Origin of the sequence: Mesorhizobium sp. M1D.F.Ca.ET.043.01.1.1 (assembly GCF_003952385.1) — a bacterium.
In the GTDB taxonomy this organism is placed as follows: domain Bacteria; phylum Pseudomonadota; class Alphaproteobacteria; order Rhizobiales; family Rhizobiaceae; genus Mesorhizobium.
Genome location: NZ_CP034444.1, coordinates 6,706,851 through 6,723,515, shown reverse-complemented (window position 1 = coordinate 6,723,515; position 16,665 = coordinate 6,706,851). Strand labels below are relative to the sequence as shown.

At 61.2% G+C, this 16,665-nt stretch carries 21 protein-coding genes and 1 tRNA gene; 14 read left to right on the top strand and 8 right to left on the bottom strand.

The window, feature by feature from the left end; translation table 11 throughout:
* Positions 1-2 precede the first annotated feature (2 nt).
* From EJ067_RS32400 to EJ067_RS32360, 9 genes are all read left to right on the top strand, one after another.
* The gene (locus tag EJ067_RS32400) at positions 3-389 is read left to right on the top strand and encodes a hypothetical protein (RefSeq protein ID WP_126089141.1); all 387 of its coding nucleotides are present in this window, start codon (positions 3-5) and stop codon (positions 387-389) included.
* Positions 386-1,489 (top strand): PriCT-2 domain-containing protein, encoded by a 1,104-nt coding sequence (locus tag EJ067_RS32395; RefSeq protein ID WP_126089140.1) that lies wholly within the window; start codon positions 386-388, stop codon positions 1,487-1,489. The genes EJ067_RS32400 and EJ067_RS32395 overlap by 4 nt, the downstream gene beginning before the upstream one ends.
* The gene (locus tag EJ067_RS32390; RefSeq protein ID WP_245468366.1) at positions 1,476-2,804 is read left to right on the top strand and encodes an AAA family ATPase; all 1,329 of its coding nucleotides are present in this window, start codon (positions 1,476-1,478) and stop codon (positions 2,802-2,804) included. Before EJ067_RS32395 ends, EJ067_RS32390 begins: the two co-directional genes overlap by 14 nt.
* Positions 2,805-3,415: 611 nt before the next feature.
* Complete coding sequence (locus EJ067_RS32385; protein WP_126089138.1) at positions 3,416-4,072, top strand: hypothetical protein; 657 nt, start codon at positions 3,416-3,418, stop codon at positions 4,070-4,072.
* A 150-nt stretch (positions 4,073-4,222) separates the two neighbouring features.
* Complete coding sequence (locus tag EJ067_RS32380; RefSeq protein ID WP_126089137.1) at positions 4,223-5,683, top strand: hypothetical protein; 1,461 nt, start codon at positions 4,223-4,225, stop codon at positions 5,681-5,683.
* A 17-nt stretch (positions 5,684-5,700) separates the two neighbouring features.
* On the top strand, positions 5,701-5,931 hold the full coding sequence (locus EJ067_RS32375; protein WP_126089136.1) for a hypothetical protein: 231 nt from the start codon (positions 5,701-5,703) through the stop codon (positions 5,929-5,931).
* Positions 5,932-5,953: 22 nt separating this feature from the next.
* Entirely contained in the window at positions 5,954-6,250 is a 297-nt protein-coding gene (locus EJ067_RS32370; protein WP_126089135.1) for a hypothetical protein, read from the top strand.
* A 256-nt stretch (positions 6,251-6,506) separates the two neighbouring features.
* Positions 6,507-6,692 (top strand): hypothetical protein, encoded by a 186-nt coding sequence (locus EJ067_RS32365; protein ID WP_126089134.1) that lies wholly within the window; start codon positions 6,507-6,509, stop codon positions 6,690-6,692.
* An 18-nt stretch (positions 6,693-6,710) separates the two neighbouring features.
* Positions 6,711-7,514, top strand: a complete 804-nt coding sequence (locus tag EJ067_RS32360) for a hypothetical protein (RefSeq protein ID WP_126089133.1) — start codon at positions 6,711-6,713, stop codon at positions 7,512-7,514.
* A 20-nt stretch (positions 7,515-7,534) separates the two neighbouring features.
* Here the strand turns inward: EJ067_RS32360 and EJ067_RS34995 are convergent, their stop codons facing one another.
* The 3 genes from EJ067_RS34995 to EJ067_RS32345 form a co-directional block, all read right to left on the bottom strand.
* Positions 7,535-8,047, bottom strand: coding sequence for an excalibur calcium-binding domain-containing protein (locus EJ067_RS34995; RefSeq protein ID WP_210211677.1), 513 nt, complete (start codon positions 8,045-8,047; stop codon positions 7,535-7,537).
* A 31-nt stretch (positions 8,048-8,078) separates the two neighbouring features.
* Positions 8,079-8,294, bottom strand: coding sequence for a KTSC domain-containing protein (locus EJ067_RS32350; RefSeq protein WP_126089131.1), 216 nt, complete (start codon positions 8,292-8,294; stop codon positions 8,079-8,081).
* Positions 8,295-8,413: 119 nt separating this feature from the next.
* Complete coding sequence (locus EJ067_RS32345; protein WP_126089130.1) at positions 8,414-8,722, bottom strand: hypothetical protein; 309 nt, start codon at positions 8,720-8,722, stop codon at positions 8,414-8,416.
* A gap of 431 nt (positions 8,723-9,153) precedes the next feature.
* Here EJ067_RS32345 and EJ067_RS32340 point away from each other — a divergent pair, with 431 nt between their 5' ends.
* From EJ067_RS32340 to EJ067_RS32325, 3 genes are all read left to right on the top strand, one after another.
* Positions 9,154-9,375, top strand: coding sequence for a DUF768 domain-containing protein (locus EJ067_RS32340; RefSeq protein ID WP_126089129.1), 222 nt, complete (start codon positions 9,154-9,156; stop codon positions 9,373-9,375).
* Between the two features lie 146 nt (positions 9,376-9,521).
* Positions 9,522-9,719, top strand: a complete 198-nt coding sequence (locus EJ067_RS32335) for a hypothetical protein (protein WP_126085634.1) — start codon at positions 9,522-9,524, stop codon at positions 9,717-9,719.
* 1,068 nt (positions 9,720-10,787) lie between these two features.
* Positions 10,788-11,054 (top strand): hypothetical protein, encoded by a 267-nt coding sequence (locus EJ067_RS32325; RefSeq protein ID WP_126089128.1) that lies wholly within the window; start codon positions 10,788-10,790, stop codon positions 11,052-11,054.
* A gap of 221 nt (positions 11,055-11,275) precedes the next feature.
* Here EJ067_RS32325 and EJ067_RS32320 read toward each other — a convergent pair whose 3' ends face one another.
* Positions 11,276-11,551: a hypothetical protein gene (locus EJ067_RS32320; protein ID WP_126089127.1), complete on the bottom strand. Its 276-nt coding sequence runs from the start codon at positions 11,549-11,551 to the stop codon at positions 11,276-11,278.
* Positions 11,552-12,057: 506 nt separating this feature from the next.
* Here EJ067_RS32320 and EJ067_RS32315 point away from each other — a divergent pair.
* Positions 12,058-13,023 carry a DUF6161 domain-containing protein gene (locus tag EJ067_RS32315; RefSeq protein WP_126089126.1) on the top strand — a complete coding sequence of 322 codons (966 nt, stop codon included), beginning with the start codon at positions 12,058-12,060 and terminating at the stop codon, positions 13,021-13,023.
* Positions 13,024-13,051: 28 nt separating this feature from the next.
* Here the strand turns inward: EJ067_RS32315 and EJ067_RS32310 are convergent, their stop codons facing one another.
* A complete protein-coding gene (locus tag EJ067_RS32310) occupies positions 13,052-13,582 on the bottom strand; it encodes a hypothetical protein (protein ID WP_126089125.1) in 531 nt (176 codons plus the stop codon).
* A 102-nt stretch (positions 13,583-13,684) separates the two neighbouring features.
* Positions 13,685-13,760, bottom strand: a tRNA-Lys gene (locus EJ067_RS32305).
* Between the two features lie 335 nt (positions 13,761-14,095).
* Here EJ067_RS32305 and EJ067_RS32300 point away from each other — a divergent pair.
* The gene (locus tag EJ067_RS32300; RefSeq protein ID WP_126089124.1) at positions 14,096-14,557 is read left to right on the top strand and encodes a BA14K family protein; all 462 of its coding nucleotides are present in this window, start codon (positions 14,096-14,098) and stop codon (positions 14,555-14,557) included.
* A 95-nt stretch (positions 14,558-14,652) separates the two neighbouring features.
* Here the strand turns inward: EJ067_RS32300 and EJ067_RS32295 are convergent, their stop codons facing one another.
* Together EJ067_RS32295 and glpK are read right to left on the bottom strand one after the other, a co-directional pair.
* Positions 14,653-15,129: a DUF6882 domain-containing protein gene (locus tag EJ067_RS32295; protein WP_126089123.1), complete on the bottom strand. Its 477-nt coding sequence runs from the start codon at positions 15,127-15,129 to the stop codon at positions 14,653-14,655.
* A 38-nt stretch (positions 15,130-15,167) separates the two neighbouring features.
* Positions 15,168-16,661 (bottom strand): glycerol kinase GlpK, encoded by a 1,494-nt coding sequence (gene glpK / locus EJ067_RS32290; RefSeq protein ID WP_126089122.1) that lies wholly within the window; start codon positions 16,659-16,661, stop codon positions 15,168-15,170.
* Positions 16,662-16,665 lie beyond the last annotated feature (4 nt).

The following is a 16,665-nucleotide window of genomic DNA, read 5'->3' as shown; positions in this document are numbered from 1 at the left end:
CCATGACCGAACTGAAACGCATCGAAGCGCGTGACCGCTGGGCGGCTGCACGCGCCACGCTGGTGCCTTTGGGCAAACCGATGTTGACGGCGGCTATCCGTGGCAACCCTGCCGCCATCCACGCGCTTCGCTTCACCAGCACCCTTGGCCGGCTGGCGGAGGAAAGCGATCACTTCCAGTGCTACGCCTGTTCGACGCCGCTGGTGCGCGAAAACACGCGAGCGATCATCGTCACCTCACTGGGGGATGCCGACGTCTTTATGTGTTCGTGCGTCTGCACGCGCTGCGGTGCGGGGAAGACCGATCACGCCATCCTCCTCGACTGGAAACGCGATGGGGTCAAGCCTGCCCTAGCGCGGGCCGCACGTGACTTGGGGGTGCGCCGATGACCGGCTTCTATCATTCGCACGGGCCGCGCCTCGCGGAGCTGGGCTACCCCCCGGTGCCGATCAAGCCCGGAACGAAGCAGCCTGTCGGCTACGGATGGCAGAAAAATGACTACGCTGCCCTTCTCGCCACGCCGCAAGGCCCTCGGATGTTCAGCGGCTGCGGCGTCGGGATCAAGACCAAGTTCACCCCAGCGGTCGATGTTGACACGCCGTCCGAATGGCTGGTCGAGCAGGTTTATGACTGGTGCGAAAAGAACATCGGGCCGACGATCGCACGCATTGGGCGACCGCCGCGAGAACTGCTGGTCTACCGGACCGATGAGCCGTTCAGGAAGGTGATGTCCGACACCTCCATCTCGCCCGACGGCAATGAACACAAGGTCGAGATACTCGCCGACGGTCAGCAGTTCGTCGCCTATGCGATCCATCCCGGCACGGGCAAGCCATACTACTGGCCGGATGGGGAGCTAGTCGACATGCCGAGCGCGAACCTGCCGCTGATGACCCAAAAGCATGCTTTCGCATTGGTCGGCTTCGTCAACGCCACCTGCGCGGCCGCTGGCTGGACAAGGAAGGTGGTCAGACAGCTGCCTGCCGTCCGCAGGCCCGCCGCCGATCCACATGCGCCCTTGGAGCTGCTGGCCGCCGCCATGGCGGTGATGTCGAAGTATCCGGAGACCTACGATCGCTGGATCGCCATAGGCGCCGGGCTTCACCACGCCACAGACGGCGACCTCTCCGCGTTCGGGCTGTGGGACACGTGGTCGATGACGTCAGACACCTACACCGGCACCGATGAACTCTACGCGAAATGGCTGTCGTTCAAGTCAGGGTTCGGCGCAGGCGCGGGCACTGTGTTCTACCATGCCGACCGATCCCCCGATCGAAGCTGGCGCGAGCGGCCTGACATCGCGGCGATGTTCGAGGCGTACCGAGCGGCGCGGAGACCCGAGGCCAGCCTCGCCGGCCTCGCCGAGAAGCTGCGCGAGCTGGCTGGCGGGCACGACCAGATCGAAGTCGTCGATCTCTTGGCCGAGGCGTTTGCTGAAATCGCCATGGAAAACATCGAGCAGAGAGTTGGCCGACATGGACGCGCTTAACAGAGCTGGAAGCCCATCGGTCCCGGATCAAAAAGAGGCCTTTAAAGAGACCGCCAAAGAGATGCTGCAGCAGATATTCAGCGGTGGCGGCCAAGGGCACCGCCAGAAGCGCGAACCGACGCCCGAGCCGAAGGCCCGCGAAATTGAGGTCTGGAGCGCCGCTGGGATCGACCCGACCAGCATACCGCCGCGCGAGTTCCTGCTCGGCAAGGTCTTCGCACGCACTTTCGTCAGCGCGCTTTTCGCCGACGGTGCGACTGGCAAGACGTCGCTACGCATCGCACAGGCGGTCGCGCTCGCCACGGGGCGCAACTTGACCGATGAGCGCGTCCACAAGCGCTGCACGGTGCTGTTGATGTGCTTCGAGGACGACATGGATGAGCTGGAGCGGCGTGTCGCAGCCGCCAAGATGCACTATCGCGTTTCGGATGAGCAGATAGGCGATCGGCTGCTTTTGGTGGCGGCAGGCCTCGACGCCGGCAAGATCGCAGTCATCGACCCCGATACAAGGCAACCGGTAAAATCGGACTTGGCCCCAACGGTAGAGCAGTTGGTCAAGCAATACGCGGTCGATCTAGTGATCCTCGACCCGCTGAAGAAAATCCACGGGGTCGAAGAGAACAGCAACGACCACATGGATTTCGTCGTGCAGGTGCTGACCGACATGGCCTCGCGGCTAAAGATCGCGATCGACCTGCCCCACCACATGTCAAAGGGCGCAGCCGACCCCGGCAATGCCAATCGCGGCCGCGGCGCGTCGGCGCTGAAAGACGCCATCCGGCTCGGCTACACGCTAACGCACATGTCGGTCGACGAAGCGAAAACGTTTGGCATCGCCGAGGATCAACGCCGGCACTACGTCCGCGTCGATCCGGCAAAGGTCAACATCGCCCCGCAAGCGCGCGCCGCGCAGTGGTTCAGGCTCGTCAGCGTGAACATTGGCAACAGCTCGAAGGACAACCCGCACGGCGATGACGTGCAGGTGATGACGCCATGGGCACCGCCGGAGCTGATGGCCGGGATGGGCGGCGACATCGCAACCCGCATCCTGCGGGAGATACACGAGGGCCCAGGGAACGGCGAGCGCTATAGCGACGCGAGCGCAGCTGGTGGGCGGTGCGTGTCGATCGCGTTTAGTAAGTACGTCCCGGGCAAGAGCGCTGCCGACGCGCGAGCGATCGTCAAGCGATGGATCACCGACGGCGTACTGAAGGTCGAAGTCTACAAGAGCACCGCCCAGCGGAGGGAGCGAAGGGGCCTGTTTCTCGCCAAAGACCCCGCCCTGCTGTTGTCAGACCACGGTGGCGGAGAGTGAGCGCGACTGCAACCGCAGGTATTGCGTCATTGATGTTTTTCAATGACGCACCAATGACGCAAAAAAGCACGCGTCATTAACAAACATGGGCCCCATAGGGGGTGATGACGCACAGCGCGTCATTACCACCCGCCCAATAGTGCAGCCCATGTCGCGACCATGACCGAGTGCCAAGTGCCGATACAACCTGCAGCCGTGCCAAAGGAGGAGCGCGACGGCAAGCAAAGCTGACTACCAAGAGTGGCGTAGAGGAACTGCGGCGGTACAATCTGTCGCTCCGGCAACGGAAGCAGCTGAGTGTTGTCGTGCCGTGCGTCGTCGCCTGCTACACCCCGCACACGAGCGGCCGCCGAGGCACGCGGCCACGCACGTCCTAGCACGGGGAGAGTTTTCGGGGTTCCGCGGCCAATAAGGGCGCACGCCAAATCGATACTCCCTAAAAAGAGAGAGCAGTTGCAGTCTGGCACCTTCGCGCCAGAGCCTTGCGCCCTGCCGCTGACTGATGTAGGAATATAATCCTATCTCCTGCCGACCCGCCTCTGCAGGCACGAGGACGCGGCCCCGCCCTTTTCGGTGGGGGTGGGGCCGCCAACCTCCGAAGGGAACACCGCATGCCGCGCGGACGACCGCCCCTTTTCGACCGTGAAAAAGCATTTGCAGCCGCCGAGGCCGGCGGCGGGCTGGCCGAGATCGCAGGCCGGCTACGCGTCGACCGCCGCACGCTGACCAAATGGATGCACCGCCATCCCGGCTTCGAGGAGGCCGTCCTGAGAGGCCGCCGCGATGTCGATGAGCCGCATCGCGCCGAACAGCGCCGTGCCGCGCTCGCCGTGCGGCCATCCCACCTCCAGACACAACAGGAGTATGATTGTGCCGTCGCCATGCGGGAGCAGCTTAACGAGCTGTTCGCCACGATGCGCGAGCTGCCGCCAGCTGCTGCTCCGATCGTAGCCGATCGGCGCGACGCCGAGCGCGCTGAAGAGCTTCAGCGCGAGGTCGAGAAGATGGCGCCGAGGCCGCTCTCGCCTGTCAGCCCCGACCGGCTGGACGTGGCGCTGATGATCGCGGCGGCAGCGAGGCCATCGATCGCCCGGAGCCGGCGCGGACCGGAACCGCAGGCAAGAGCAGAGTGGACGCCGGAGCGCCGGCCGCCAAGACGGACAGCGGCACTTGACGACGACACGCCGGAGCTGCCTTCGCCCGATGACGCATGGCGGCGGCGTTTCGGCAACGGCGCGGAGCTGCAAGACCCACGGCGCGGATGGTGACTAGTTCGCGACAAATAGCGACAACAGCCATCAACTGATAAACAATCAGAGGACAGCCTACGACAAATAACTGATTTCCTTCAGTTTTGTCTTGTTATAGGGATTTATTCCTGTATCGTGTCCGTTGCTAGTCCACCGGAGCACCGAAAAATGTCCCCTTCCAACCGTGACCCGCTGCTCGCCGATCTCGCCGACGATAATGACGAGAATGGCCTTGGCGACGGCCTTGGCGATGGTCTCGAAGACGACAACGAAGGCGGCGCGCCCGCCGCGCCAGCTATGCCGCCGTCGTCGTCGACAGCCCGCCCGGCGCCCTCCGAAGACGATGACGAGGGTTACACGTCCGAAGCCCAGCAACGCGCGGCCGAGGGCAAGCTGGCTTTGCCGCCGCCAGACGTGAGCAATCTCTCCGCCCTGCCCCTCGACGAGCTGCTGAGGGCTCTCGTCAACGCGACCAAGCCGAAGCGCCGCACACGGGGGCTCAACGCCGATGCCCTCCTGCGATCGAAGCAGATCGACCGCATCGCGGCCAAGCTCGCCAGCACCGAGAAAAATCTCGCCGCGCTCGAAGCCCGCCGTGCCGACGTCGACGTGCTCGACGACCGGGCGCTGAACATCTTCCAACGGCAGCTTGCGGACGCCGAGTCGACGATCAAGACCTTGCGAATGGCCCACACCGCCCATGTCGACATCCACGAGCGCGAGAGCGCCGAGGAAGCCCGGCAGGCTCTGGAAACCAGCACGCGCACGACAATCGCCAATCACGCCGCACAATACGCCGCGGGCCTTCAGGAGCTGCATTTCTACGCCGCCCAGATCGTCGCCCTCGGTGTCACTCTCGACGACCACAGGCAGGCCATGGAAGGTGCTTCCAATGTCGCCCGCGAGCGGGGCCAGCCGGAACTCGCCTTCGATCCGGAAATCCTCCGCCGCGCCGTCTGCCGCCTCTTTGAGACCGAGGCGCAGGCCGCCGTGATGCCCGAACGCTGGGGCGAGACCGATGAACAATGGCACAAGCGCCTGTTTCAGACGCTGCAAAGTCACGCCGAAGGCCGCATCCGCGGCGACGATCGCGACCAGCGGAACCTGAGGCAGGATAGGCCGCGCATTGAACGGGCCAAGAAACTCTATGTCGAGCGCGGCGACGACGAGGACGAAACTGCCTACGGCCTGCGCCAGCTTGCGCACCTTGCCGAGCAGCTGCCGTGCCGGCAGGCCGAAGGCGAGAGCGACAGCGACCACACGGCCCGGCTGCTTGGTATACTGGCGAAGACGCTGGGCATCACCCGCCAGGGCGAAAGCGACAGCGCCTATCTGCTACGCGTCGGCAATGCCCACGCCATGGCCGCCGACCGCATCGGCGACGTGCTCGACACGACCGGTCAGAAGGCGGTGCCCGTGATCGAGGCGCACTGCTCAAGCTCGACCACTGCCGAGCGGCTGCGCCGGCAACGCGGTCACCAACGCCTTGTCGGCGAGCTGGACCCACGGGCCGGCGGCCAAAAGGTCTCGGTCCACAGCCGCATGACCGTCGCGCCGCCGCCCCGCGCCCTGCCGCCATCCCAACCGCTGCCGTCTTGGGTCGACGACGTCGCCCGCTTCGGCGACTAACAGAAGGAACCGCCCCAATGCCAACCGCAAACAACCGCTTCAACGCCTTCAACACCAACCTCGCCACGCTCGCGAAACAGTCGGGAGCGCCTGAAGACCGCACCGCCGCCATCCGGGCCGCGCATGAGCAGGCCCGCCGCGACGAGCTGGCATGGCCGGGCACAAAGGCCAAGGTGCCGGCGCCCAACGGCAACCAGAACCTCACCCTGCAGCAGCTCAACGCGCTGGCGATTGGCCCGAACACGTGACGCGCTTCGTCTGATCCGGACCATGGCCGTCATCACGAAAAGGGGTTTCCCGCCGGTCCCCACCACCATCGGTTCATATGCCACCCAGTTTGGCCGGCTGGCTGGTGCCCTCGACGACGCCATTCAGCCGCGGAACGGCGGCAACCAGACGCAGCTCGAATATCTCCTGCAGGGGCCCGACAGGGGCGATCCCGGTGCCCGCTTTAACTGGCGTTCGCTGCGCACGGTCACGCCAGTCGAGCAGATAGTCCGGGCGCTGCTGCCTTTCATGCCACCGCTGACAAAACCGCCTGTGTCCAGCGCGGGAGGTCGCGGTTGACCTGGCTGGCGGGCCTTGTTGCTCTCATTTTTGATCCGACAATGTGAGCTGGACATCCAGCCCGTTCAACGACTTCAGACGGTTGGCGCCCGACATTTAATGCGGCGTGTAAAGTCCCAAACGTGCGTCATTTCACAGACGCCACTCTTGTTATATTCTTTGCTTGAGCATTTCAGGGTAGCACCTCTATACTTGCAGAGACAGAATGAGAGTTACGTCCTCAGAAATTCTCTGGAGCAAACCTGCAGGAGGGATCGTGCTTAAAGGCATCGGCGTGGGCAGCGGTTTAGGCTTGATTGTCGGGCTATTGCTTGTGTGGTGGGTGCGGCCCGGCAACAGTGGGGGGACTGCGATGCTAATTCTGGGCTCTTTGGTGGCCTTCTCGGTCGCAGGCTCCATTGTCTCGGCGATAAAACGGGCGCTTGAAAATCGAACTAAATGAACTCAGACGGAGGTGATTATGAAGGTCGCCTTGAGTGCCGCACTAATTTTACTATACACCGCTTCTTCGGCATCGGCTGATTGCAGAATTCACGATAAATCATGCCACAAATTTGGCAATAAGATCGAAAAGTCAAAGAAATTTGGCAAAAAGAAAAGACAGCATCGTCGCCATCATCATTCGAGACAATGGCAGTCGACGAGCGGTCCAGGTTTTCCAGCAGAAATTATCCTTCACCCTGTACGTCAGTATCTAAGAGAGGAAGATATACCTCCTCTTGGCGTCGGAGCCTATGGAGTAGTAGCGCTGAAGTCAAAGCCAACTGACGCCAACAGGAATAAACTAATGATGGTTTGCAAGTCATATCTCGCGCACTTCGATAAGGCCGAATTCTCTCCTCATCCTCGCTCAGATCAAATGGTTACGGTTTGGCCGCTAAATCATCCCGAAAGCCCGATAGCAGAGTCTGATGATTGCAGCTGGATTCTAGGTGATTATGCTTTAGGTGCTGCATCCACTGCAATGGCATTCGCAACCAAACAGCATATGACATTCGAAGGGGAAGGACCGTTTCTTCTTGGCTGGTCGCCCGCTTCCTCACGCTTCGAACCCGATGAGTTGGTGCTGATGGTAGATATGAGCGCATCAAACAACCAGGCTTCGATCGACCACGACTTTGATTTTTGGAAGGACGAGATCGTGAGGGATCCGGCTACCTGGCGACATGGATTCTCGCTAGAGCGCATACGGCAGAAGATCAAAGATTTTGTTGACCTCTACGGCGCTGATTTTGTCGAAGACATCAAGATGGTGGGGCTCTGACTGGACTATTTGTGGAGGTCTCAACAAAGCGTCTCACACGCGACGCCGTCCCCGTCCCGGTCTAGCTTCCGGCCCCACGAGCAGTTGTGCAGATACCATTGGGCTTCGTCACACGAGCTGATCTGCGAGCAGTACCGCCGCGGCTCGCACGAATAGCCGCTCTGCGCGACCAGCGGGCGGCTTATGATGCCGAGCGGCCGGCTCGACGGCGCCGCGCCGTCGGGGTGCGACGAGCGCCAGTCCCAAGGCGGTTGGAAGTTGCCGACCCACAGACCGACCTTCGCCGCTTCAGCTTCGGCCTGTTGCGCCGCATAGGCACCGTGGCTGTAGCGTGGCCAATCGAGTGCCTGGCCATGCTCGACCATCCACCCCGCCACGCTGACGCCGTCGGCGCGCCGGCAGTCGCCGACGAAGCGCCACGGCAAGGAATATTCCAACGAATGCGACCATTTCAACAGATGTCCGGTCTGCGGCCAGGCGGTTGAAACTGGCGCGGTCTGCGGCAAGTGATCTGGCACGAACAGCCGGGCCATGAACCGCTTGAGATGGATGCGAAGGCTCGGGTCAGGAATCGTCCTCGCCTGGGACACGGCGATAACGGAAGCGATTGCGAATGTGATCGTTGAAGAAACGGCCTTTGACGAAGGCCGATCGGAACGCCGCATAGGTCTCTGGAGGCACCCCTTCAAACTCGTAGCGCTTGCCGCTGGCCACAAACCAGACGGAGAGAATTCTACTGACCGGATCGTACTCGGTTTTCTTGATCGAGGTGGACGGCATAACAATATTCCGCAGGCGGCCTCCGCAATCAACTTCGAAACGGCATTAACGTTCCTGGGCGCCTCATCTGGACACCAGGCGCCGGCCGATGATCGGCGGCCCGAGATCAGACAGTTTCGTCATGTCGGCTTGTCCACGAGTGGCGCCTTCCTCGTCGGCGGCCTGTAGGATGTCACCAGCCGGAGCGTATCTGCATTCACCGTGACCGGCACGCCCAGGTTCACCGTCACCCATTCGCCGTCGATATGGGTAACGTCACCTACCAGTTCGATCGGCTGGCCCTTCTTCACCTTGGAGGTCCGGTCGACGATAGAATGAGGGAAGCCATAGGACGGGATCGAAACGCTTACGCGGTCATCGGTGACGCGCCGACGCACGCTTGCGGTGATCGCGACTTCATCGCCGACCTTGATCCTGCCCTTGCCCATGCAAGGAGTCTGGGGCGGTCGGCGGCTTAGTCAAGCAGTTGCTAATATTTACGAACGGAGACGGAACCTACATTCGCCTTCTAAGCTTATAGATGGCAGCGGTCATGTCCGCTTCTGGGTCCCAGAAAAGCCCGTCGCCAAGTCCTCCCAGCGACGGGCTTCTACTTGCATATCAAGCGAGTCGGGACCGTTCCAAAACCTTGGCTCGAAACAAAAGCCACCTTCAGCGGTTCCTCTTCATTGGAGGAAGCCCATGTGCCCGACCACCGACAATGGGGATGATCGCAAAGCCCATCTAAAACTGTTGGCAGAGCGACTTACGAGGGAGACTGGCATCGGGGAGGAAGAGGCCAGGCGTCTGATCGATCTGATTGGAACAGATTGGGATTCGCTGTTTCGCGAGGCCCGATTCCTGAAAGGGCGGCATTGAGATGAGCACGCGCGGCATCAACTTCCTCCACAAATGGATTTCCAACAACATCTCGGAGACAGTCGGCGCCGACATCATCTCGGTGGCTGAATTGACCCAAAAGCTTTTTGCTGACGCCAAGGCAATCGGGATCGACAGCACGGAGATCGAGGAAGAAATTGGGAGCGTCTATGAGGTGATCTTTGACGCGACTGTTCATTGCGAGGCCGGCGTGGCGGATTGAGCGATGGGATGCAGGGCTATGGTGTGATTGGCATCACCAGCCGAGTGAAGTTCCTTTGATGCGAGCACATCGCCATGCCTCGATGCAGAATTTTCGAGAGGAGTAGCCGGCTGGCATCGGCCAATCCATATGCTAAAATCTCACCCATGGACCAGAGAACCATCGATAAGGCGCTCGACTTGCTCAAGCAGTATCGCGACACCCTTGTGATGAGCCACGCGCCAATAGGGCCTGATGGCGTTCCTGAGATACGCACGCCAGCCCAGGCCGCTGACCCGCTCGAAATAGCCGCACTGGAAGATATCGCCTCGCTCGATGCGGTCATCAAAGAGATGTCCATCTAGGGTCTCCGACGGAGGAACAGACTATTGGCCGTGTTGTGCGGGCTCCAAAATGGCTGCAATCTAGCCGTGCCCTGAGCCCAGCTTTCGGGACACGGCCTGGCCCGCGAAATCCTGTGTCACATCGAGATAGCGGGCCGGGCTGTGGGTGTTCCCACCAGCCCTCTTTTGCCATTCAGAATTCGCAAAATTGTTCGGAACCGAATACCGTTCTCGCGATTATCAAGATAGATGGCCGAAGTCCCTCCGAGGTCGTCAGCATTAGCACCAAGCAAAGCCCGCCGCTCCCTGAGACGGCGGGCTTCTCTATGCGCCCCTTGCAGTGCGCTGCTTTGAAAGCGTCCGCCACAATGCGTCTTCTTCCGTCACGCCGTCCAGAAAAAGGCGGACCACTTCCCGTGCCAGGGCCTCTCTTTGCTCTCTGTCCTTGAGGGCTAGCCGACGCTCGGCGCAGAGCCTGTCAAAAACCCGCTGGAGCATGTCCAGATCAGCGGGTTCGTATACACCGCCCTCGTTTGAGAGGGGCATGATAGCCTCCCTCGATAACCCGCCGATATTTTGCCACCAGCAGCGTCGTCCGAAAACTGCAAATTTGTATGGAATTGCGGCGCAAAAGATGGACATGTCCCTGACACGAGGGCGGCCCGGCATCTTGGCGGGGTAGGCCAGAGCGACGCCGGGCCTAGCCGGTGGGGTCGGGGGACGGGCACCGGTTGAAGCCTGTCCGAACGAAGGAGCCGGCTGGCGGCGTATGCGGGTCGAGGCCGCACATGTGCATGCAATGAGTCTGGCGCTGGCTTCCGCCTCGTCAAGAGGACTGGCTAAATCCGATAACCCGCCGCTCGGTGTGCCCCCACACCCAGCGGCGGGCTAAGGTGACCGGCGCCTTCTCGTTGGGGAGAATTGCCTGGGCCCCGGCGCCGGTCTGGCGAACCGTGGTCCGCCGCATATGCAAGATAGCTAATATCTACTTCAAAAGGATATGGTGCGATCGCGCAACCTCTTGGCATCGCCCCGGCGATCAGGAATATAATCCTTCCCGGTGCGGCGACCCCATTCACGAGGATCGCCATGACGATGAAATTCCCCTTCACAGAAGACACGCTCCGCAAGAAGCTCGAAGCCGGCACCGGCCTGTCGGTCGACTGCCTGACCTGCAGGCGGAAGGCCGTCTTAGACGTTGCCGAACTGGTTAAGCGGCTCGGGCCGGACCGGGGCGCGATGCACTGGGACCTGATCAAGGTCATCTATTGCCATGAATGTCGGGACGCTGGCCGCGACGACCGGAACCTGCAGTTCACCAACCATGCCAGGACGCCGGACAAGCGCAAAGGCTGAACGCCCTATCCCTAGAGCGGGAGCGGCCCGGCAAGCCAGCTCAGGAAGACCCCACCGGGCCGACCGGTGGGCTGGAACTCAAAACAAACCGCACACCGACTGGCCGGGTTATATCAGCTCTCGGGAGAGCATTCCGTCATGCGAACGAACGGTCCCGACCTTACGGATTCCGGCGAACTAAACCGCCGGGATCTCGGTTCCCCTCTCTAGCCACCCGGCCCTCACTTCCTTGCTCGAATGGCCCGAGCGTGAAGATCCTCGGTGATGGCTCGGATGTTACGAAGGTGGTTTTCAATTAGCAGCAAGGTCGCCAAGGTGCCACAGACCGCTGCTGCGGCCACGAAGCCGAAAAATAGGCCAATCAATATACCCCCGACACTTGCCCCATGACCGACCTCGTTGAATCGGTTGATGCCGACTGCCATCCCGGTCACGATGATCAACAACGCCAGCACCATGTTGAGTATGCCAAGTGTGTCCGACAGTACCCGGTTCATGAAATTCGCCTCCCCAAGTTTGATCGGCAAGCTTACAGTGGTAAGGGCTGGCTCGCCAATGGCGATCGTCTCGCCTCCTAGGCGCGTTGCCCGTTTCCGCTGTCCTGCAAGGCGTCAGCAAGAACGAAATTTAGCGGTGCATCTTGGGATAGCCGCCTTGTGATCTACTGACCCTTTGTATCAAGCTCGTCGTTCTCACCGGGCAGCGGGGAACAATGGACGAGTACGTCGACATACTTATGCGACTTTTCAATAGCAACCACGTCCGGGTCGACGGAAGTGGTGGTGACGCGAGAGCCCTGGTCGCGATGCAGCCAGGACTATACGAAACGATCTTTTCGACGTTTCACGACGTTCCTTTTCGAACCAAAAACTCGTCGGGAAGTACCGGCACCGGGTCCGCTGTTGATAGGATATTCAGCCATTGCCGTCCCATCCTTGCGTCTTCGCCGCCTGACATATCCCAACAACCTAATTTCTCGATTGTGTCCGGAGAGCTCCCAATCTTGAAGGACGAGGTCGTTCAAAGATTGCAGGAATTTGTGCGAAACCCTCTTGCGAACCGATCTCAGGACGACGCACAGCAACTCGGCTATCTGGCGGTAGCCGCTCTTCTGGCCGAAAGCACTGGCAAGACAAGGACTCAGCTCTTGACAGAGGTCCAGGGCGAGCCAGTGGAGCTCGCAAAAATTCTCTTCCAAGTGGCGACCTATTCGTCCGCTCGGAGATCCATTGACGACCGAACATCGGCCGAGCAGGCGGCTTCAGGCGAACTGGCGAACATCGCGGGCGCGATTGCGAACTATCGCGCCGAATTCGAGAAAGAGCGACTTGAACAACGAGGAGCACTTGATGCGCTCGCCGCTGCTGGCAACGAGATCGATCAGAAGGTGGCAGCCGCTTCGGAAGGGTTGGACGCCTTCAAGGAGTCGCTTCTCAATCGGGAAGCAGCGATACGTGAGGAGTGGAAACTCGATCGCGCGCGCCTGAACTGGAATGATCGCTTCACCGAGGCTCGAACAGGTTTCAGAACCGCTTGCGTACTGCTCGCTGCCTATCTCCTCGTGACGTGCGTCATTGCCTACTCCTTTGGACCGGCCGCGGTCGCTTCCGTCAACCATTTCGACCTGGGGCTATTCGTCAGCGGAGGCTCGGTAGGTACGGCCATCGCTCATCAACTCAGCCGATTGGTCGTGTTTTCCGTTCCGATCTTTGTCTATCTGTGGCTGCTAAAAACCGTGATCCGCTATTTCATGCGTTCCCTGCTGCTCATGGACGATGCCAGGCAGAGAGAAACCATGCTGGACACATATCTCCTACTCACTGAGAAAGGTCGAGCTGACGAGCGTGACCGACCCCTCATTCTGTGGGCGTTGTTCCGACAGACGCCCGGCCACGGTCCCGACGGCATTGAGCCCCCTGACTTCACGGAAGTTATCAATGCCGGCCTTAATCGAGGGAAGCCTGCGTAGCGACTACTCGGTTTCCGCGACTTGTTCTCTATTTGAACAACGCGGCCAAGAAATCGCCATTTAGGATCGTAGCGGCGCCGCCAACAATGCATGCCGCAGACAGCAGCCCGGACGTGATACTGCCTGCATGCGTTAGATCCAGGCCTCGATGGTGCTGGGTGTCACCCACCCACTTCTCGGAGTTCCAGAGCATGTCGTAGCGTGCTTGTGCCATGTAGTTGGCTGAATGCATCGACCAGTTTAGCCAAGCGAACAAGCCTGCCGACAGGGCAAGCAATAGACCGGCCACGAAGAACCAGACGGGCAGTCTGAATTCCTGCAGGACATTCATAGTTGATTGCTGCGCGTTCGCTCCTCCACCGTTACTGTTAAGCAGTGAAAACATGCCGAATAGAGCGCCAGAATGGATCAGGACGAGCGAGCCTATCAGCCACCTGCCCCACTCGGCCGCTATCTGGAATGTAGCGCGCTGGGATTCTTTGAGATCGGTATAGACGGCAAGGGCCGCAGCATCGCGGTCAATCATCATTTGGCGCCTCAGGTTCTCATCTTCTGCCATCGCCTGCCCCTCAAGGTTTCCCGGACATAATACGGACACGGATTTCAATGGACACGAAAACCCGCCCTAACCTCTCGCAAAGTACTGATTTTCCTGCGTTTTTGGTGAGCGCGATGGGATTCGAACCCATGACCTACTGATTAAAAGTCAGTTGCTCTACCGGCTGAGCTACGCGCTCCCGCGGGCTGGAAACGCTGCCCTCGAAATTGCGCGGAACATAGGGAGAGTGCCGCGACCGGTCAACCGGAAAAAGATGGCCCCCAAGTCTTGCTTTCCGTGACATAAGGGTCCGCCCGAACCCTGTTCCCCGGCAAGGCCGGAGGTAGACGCTTCGGGTCGTTCACGGCGCATTGAACAGAATCGCGAGACGCACTTAAACCACTGTTTTCATGCATGTCCTACTGGCTCCGCGCACCGGGTGTGCTTGTTGAATGCGACCTGGTGTTTGGCGGAACTATCGCACCACCCGTCCGTTCCCCCGCAAGGGACGCAACCACCCTCGAGGAGAAGATCATGAACAAGATTTCATCAGGTCTGCTCGCAACTGCCCTATCGGTTTCGTTCGCCGCGGCCGAAATCGTGCCGGTCAATGCCCAGCCGAACTATGTGCCGCAAGGCCAAGACCTCTCGAACGTCCAGACGGTGCAGTACCAGGACTGGAGGAAGCGCCGTAGCTTCGATCGCTCCCGGAGCGACATGTATGAACGCAACGGCGCCGTGTACTGGAACGGCCATCGCGGCTATCGCGAATATCGCCGCGGCTATCGCCGCCATGGCGACTTCTGGTTCCCGCTGGCTGCCTTCGCGACCGGCGCGCTGATCACCGGCGCCATCGTCAACAGCAACCGGACCCGTGTCTACCGCGGCGATGCGCATGTGCAGTGGTGCTACGACCGTTACCGCTCCTATCGCGCCTGGGACAACACGTTCCAGCCGTACAACGGCCCGCGTCAGCAGTGCTATTCGCCCTACTGACCTGATCATCGGAACACGGGAGGCTGCGAGGGCCCGTGCCGGCAACGGCACGGGCCTTTCGCGACATCCCGGTCGCAAAGGAAGTGATGCGCGGATCAGCTGGCCCAGCTGATGGTCTTGAAGGTCAGATACAGGCCTCCGCCTTCACCGCGTGGGGAGCGGTAAGCGCCGAGCGCACCGCAGATTCGAACCATTGCCCCGGTCAGCCCCCAGCCGAGCGCCTCCAGGTCATTGTTCGTGTCGAGCACGTAGGCCTGAGCCAGCTCGTCGACGCCTTTTTCCTCGCCGAAGGACCGAACCCGCTTGGCGTCACACAGAAGCTCGCCGGGCAGGTTTGAATTTGCCCAGGCCCACAGCCAGTTGTCGGCTTTGGCGCTCGTACTGCCCGCAATCTGGATCTCGCTGACCACCTTGACGACGCCTTGGTCTGAAAACAGGAGCTTTCCTGCCTTCAGATCGTAGTCGTAGCGCGGCCAGCTGCCGAGGCGGAAATCCTTCTGCAAGCGGTCGTTCTTGGCGTTCAGCTGATCGAAAGCCTCTTCACGCCAGCCAGCATACCAGTCCGGATCCATTCCCCTCGCCCCCAGTACTCAGCGCCTGATGGGGCTTCTTATGGCACGCTCAGCGTTCTGCGCACAGCGTCGCGCCAGCCCGCCAGCTTGGCGGAGCGCGTCGCAGCGTCCATCTCCGGCTTGAAGCGGCGGTCGAGCGCCCAGGTCTTGGCGAAGTCCTTCGCCTTCGGCCACACGCCCGCTTTCGAGCCCGCCAGCCAGGCGGCACCGAGCGCGGTCGTCTCGAGGATGGTCGGACGGTCGACCGGCGCGTCGAGGATGTCGGCCAGGCGCTGCATCGTCCAGTCGGAAGCGACCATGCCGCCGTCGACCCGCAGCACGGTTTTCGCGGATGCCCCCTTCCAGTCCTTGCGCATGGCGTCGAGCAGGTCGCGGGTCTGGTAGGCGACGGATTCCAATGCCGCGCGGGCGAACTCCGCCGGGCCTGAGTTGCGGGTCAGGCCGAAGATCGCGCCGCGCGCCTCGGCGTCCCAACGCGGCGCGCCGAGGCCGACGAAGGCCGGCACTAGATACACATTCTGCGCCGGATCGGCGGCTGCCGCGAGCGCGCCGCTCTGCTCGGCCTTGCCGATCACCTTGATGCCGTCGCGCAGCCATTGCACGGCGGCGCCAGCGATGAAGATCGAGCCTTCCAGCGCATAGGTGGTCTTGCCGTTCAGCCGGTAGGCGATTGTGGTCAAGAGCCGGTTCTTCGAGCGCACCAGGTCGGCGCCGGTGTTGAGCAGCGCGAAGCAGCCGGTGCCATAGGTCGATTTCATCATGCCGGGCTCGAAACAGGCCTGGCCGATGGTCGCCGCATGCTGGTCGCCGGCGACGCCGAGAATCCTCATCTCGGCGCCGAAGAGGCTCTTCTCGGTGACGCCGAAATCGTCGGCGCAATCCTTCACCTGCGGCAGGATCGCCGCCGGTATGTTCAGGATCGAAAGCAACTCGTCGTCCCACGCATTCTTCTCGATGTTGTAGATCAAAGTGCGCGAGGCGTTGGTGGCGTCGGTGGCGTGCACCTTGCCGCCGGTCAGCCGCCAGATGAGAAAACTGTCGATGGTGCCGGCGAGCAGCTCGCCCTTCTCGGCGCGCTTCCTGGCACCTTTCACTTTGTCCAGCATCCAGGCGATCTTGGTGCCGGAGAAATAGGGGTCGAGCAGCAGGCCGGTCTTGCGCGTGAACTTTTTCTCCAGGCCCTGCTGCTTCAATTTCTGGCAAAGCGGCGCCGTGCGCCTGTCCTGCCATACGATGGCATTGTGGATCGGCTTGCCTGTCGCCTTGTCCCAGATGACGACCGTCTCGCGCTGGTTGGTGATGCCGATCCCGGCGACGTCCGACGCCGCGCGGCCGGCGGCCTTGAGCGCGGCCTTCACCGTGGCGACAACGCTGGCCCAGATGTCTTCCGGGTCATGCTCGACCCAGCCGGAGGCCGGATAATGCTGCGTGAATTCCTGCTGGCCGATGCCGGCGACTTTCATCTTGTCGTCGAAAAGGATCGCCCTGGTCGAGGTCGTTCCCTGGTCGATGGCCAGCACAAAACCGCTCATTCCC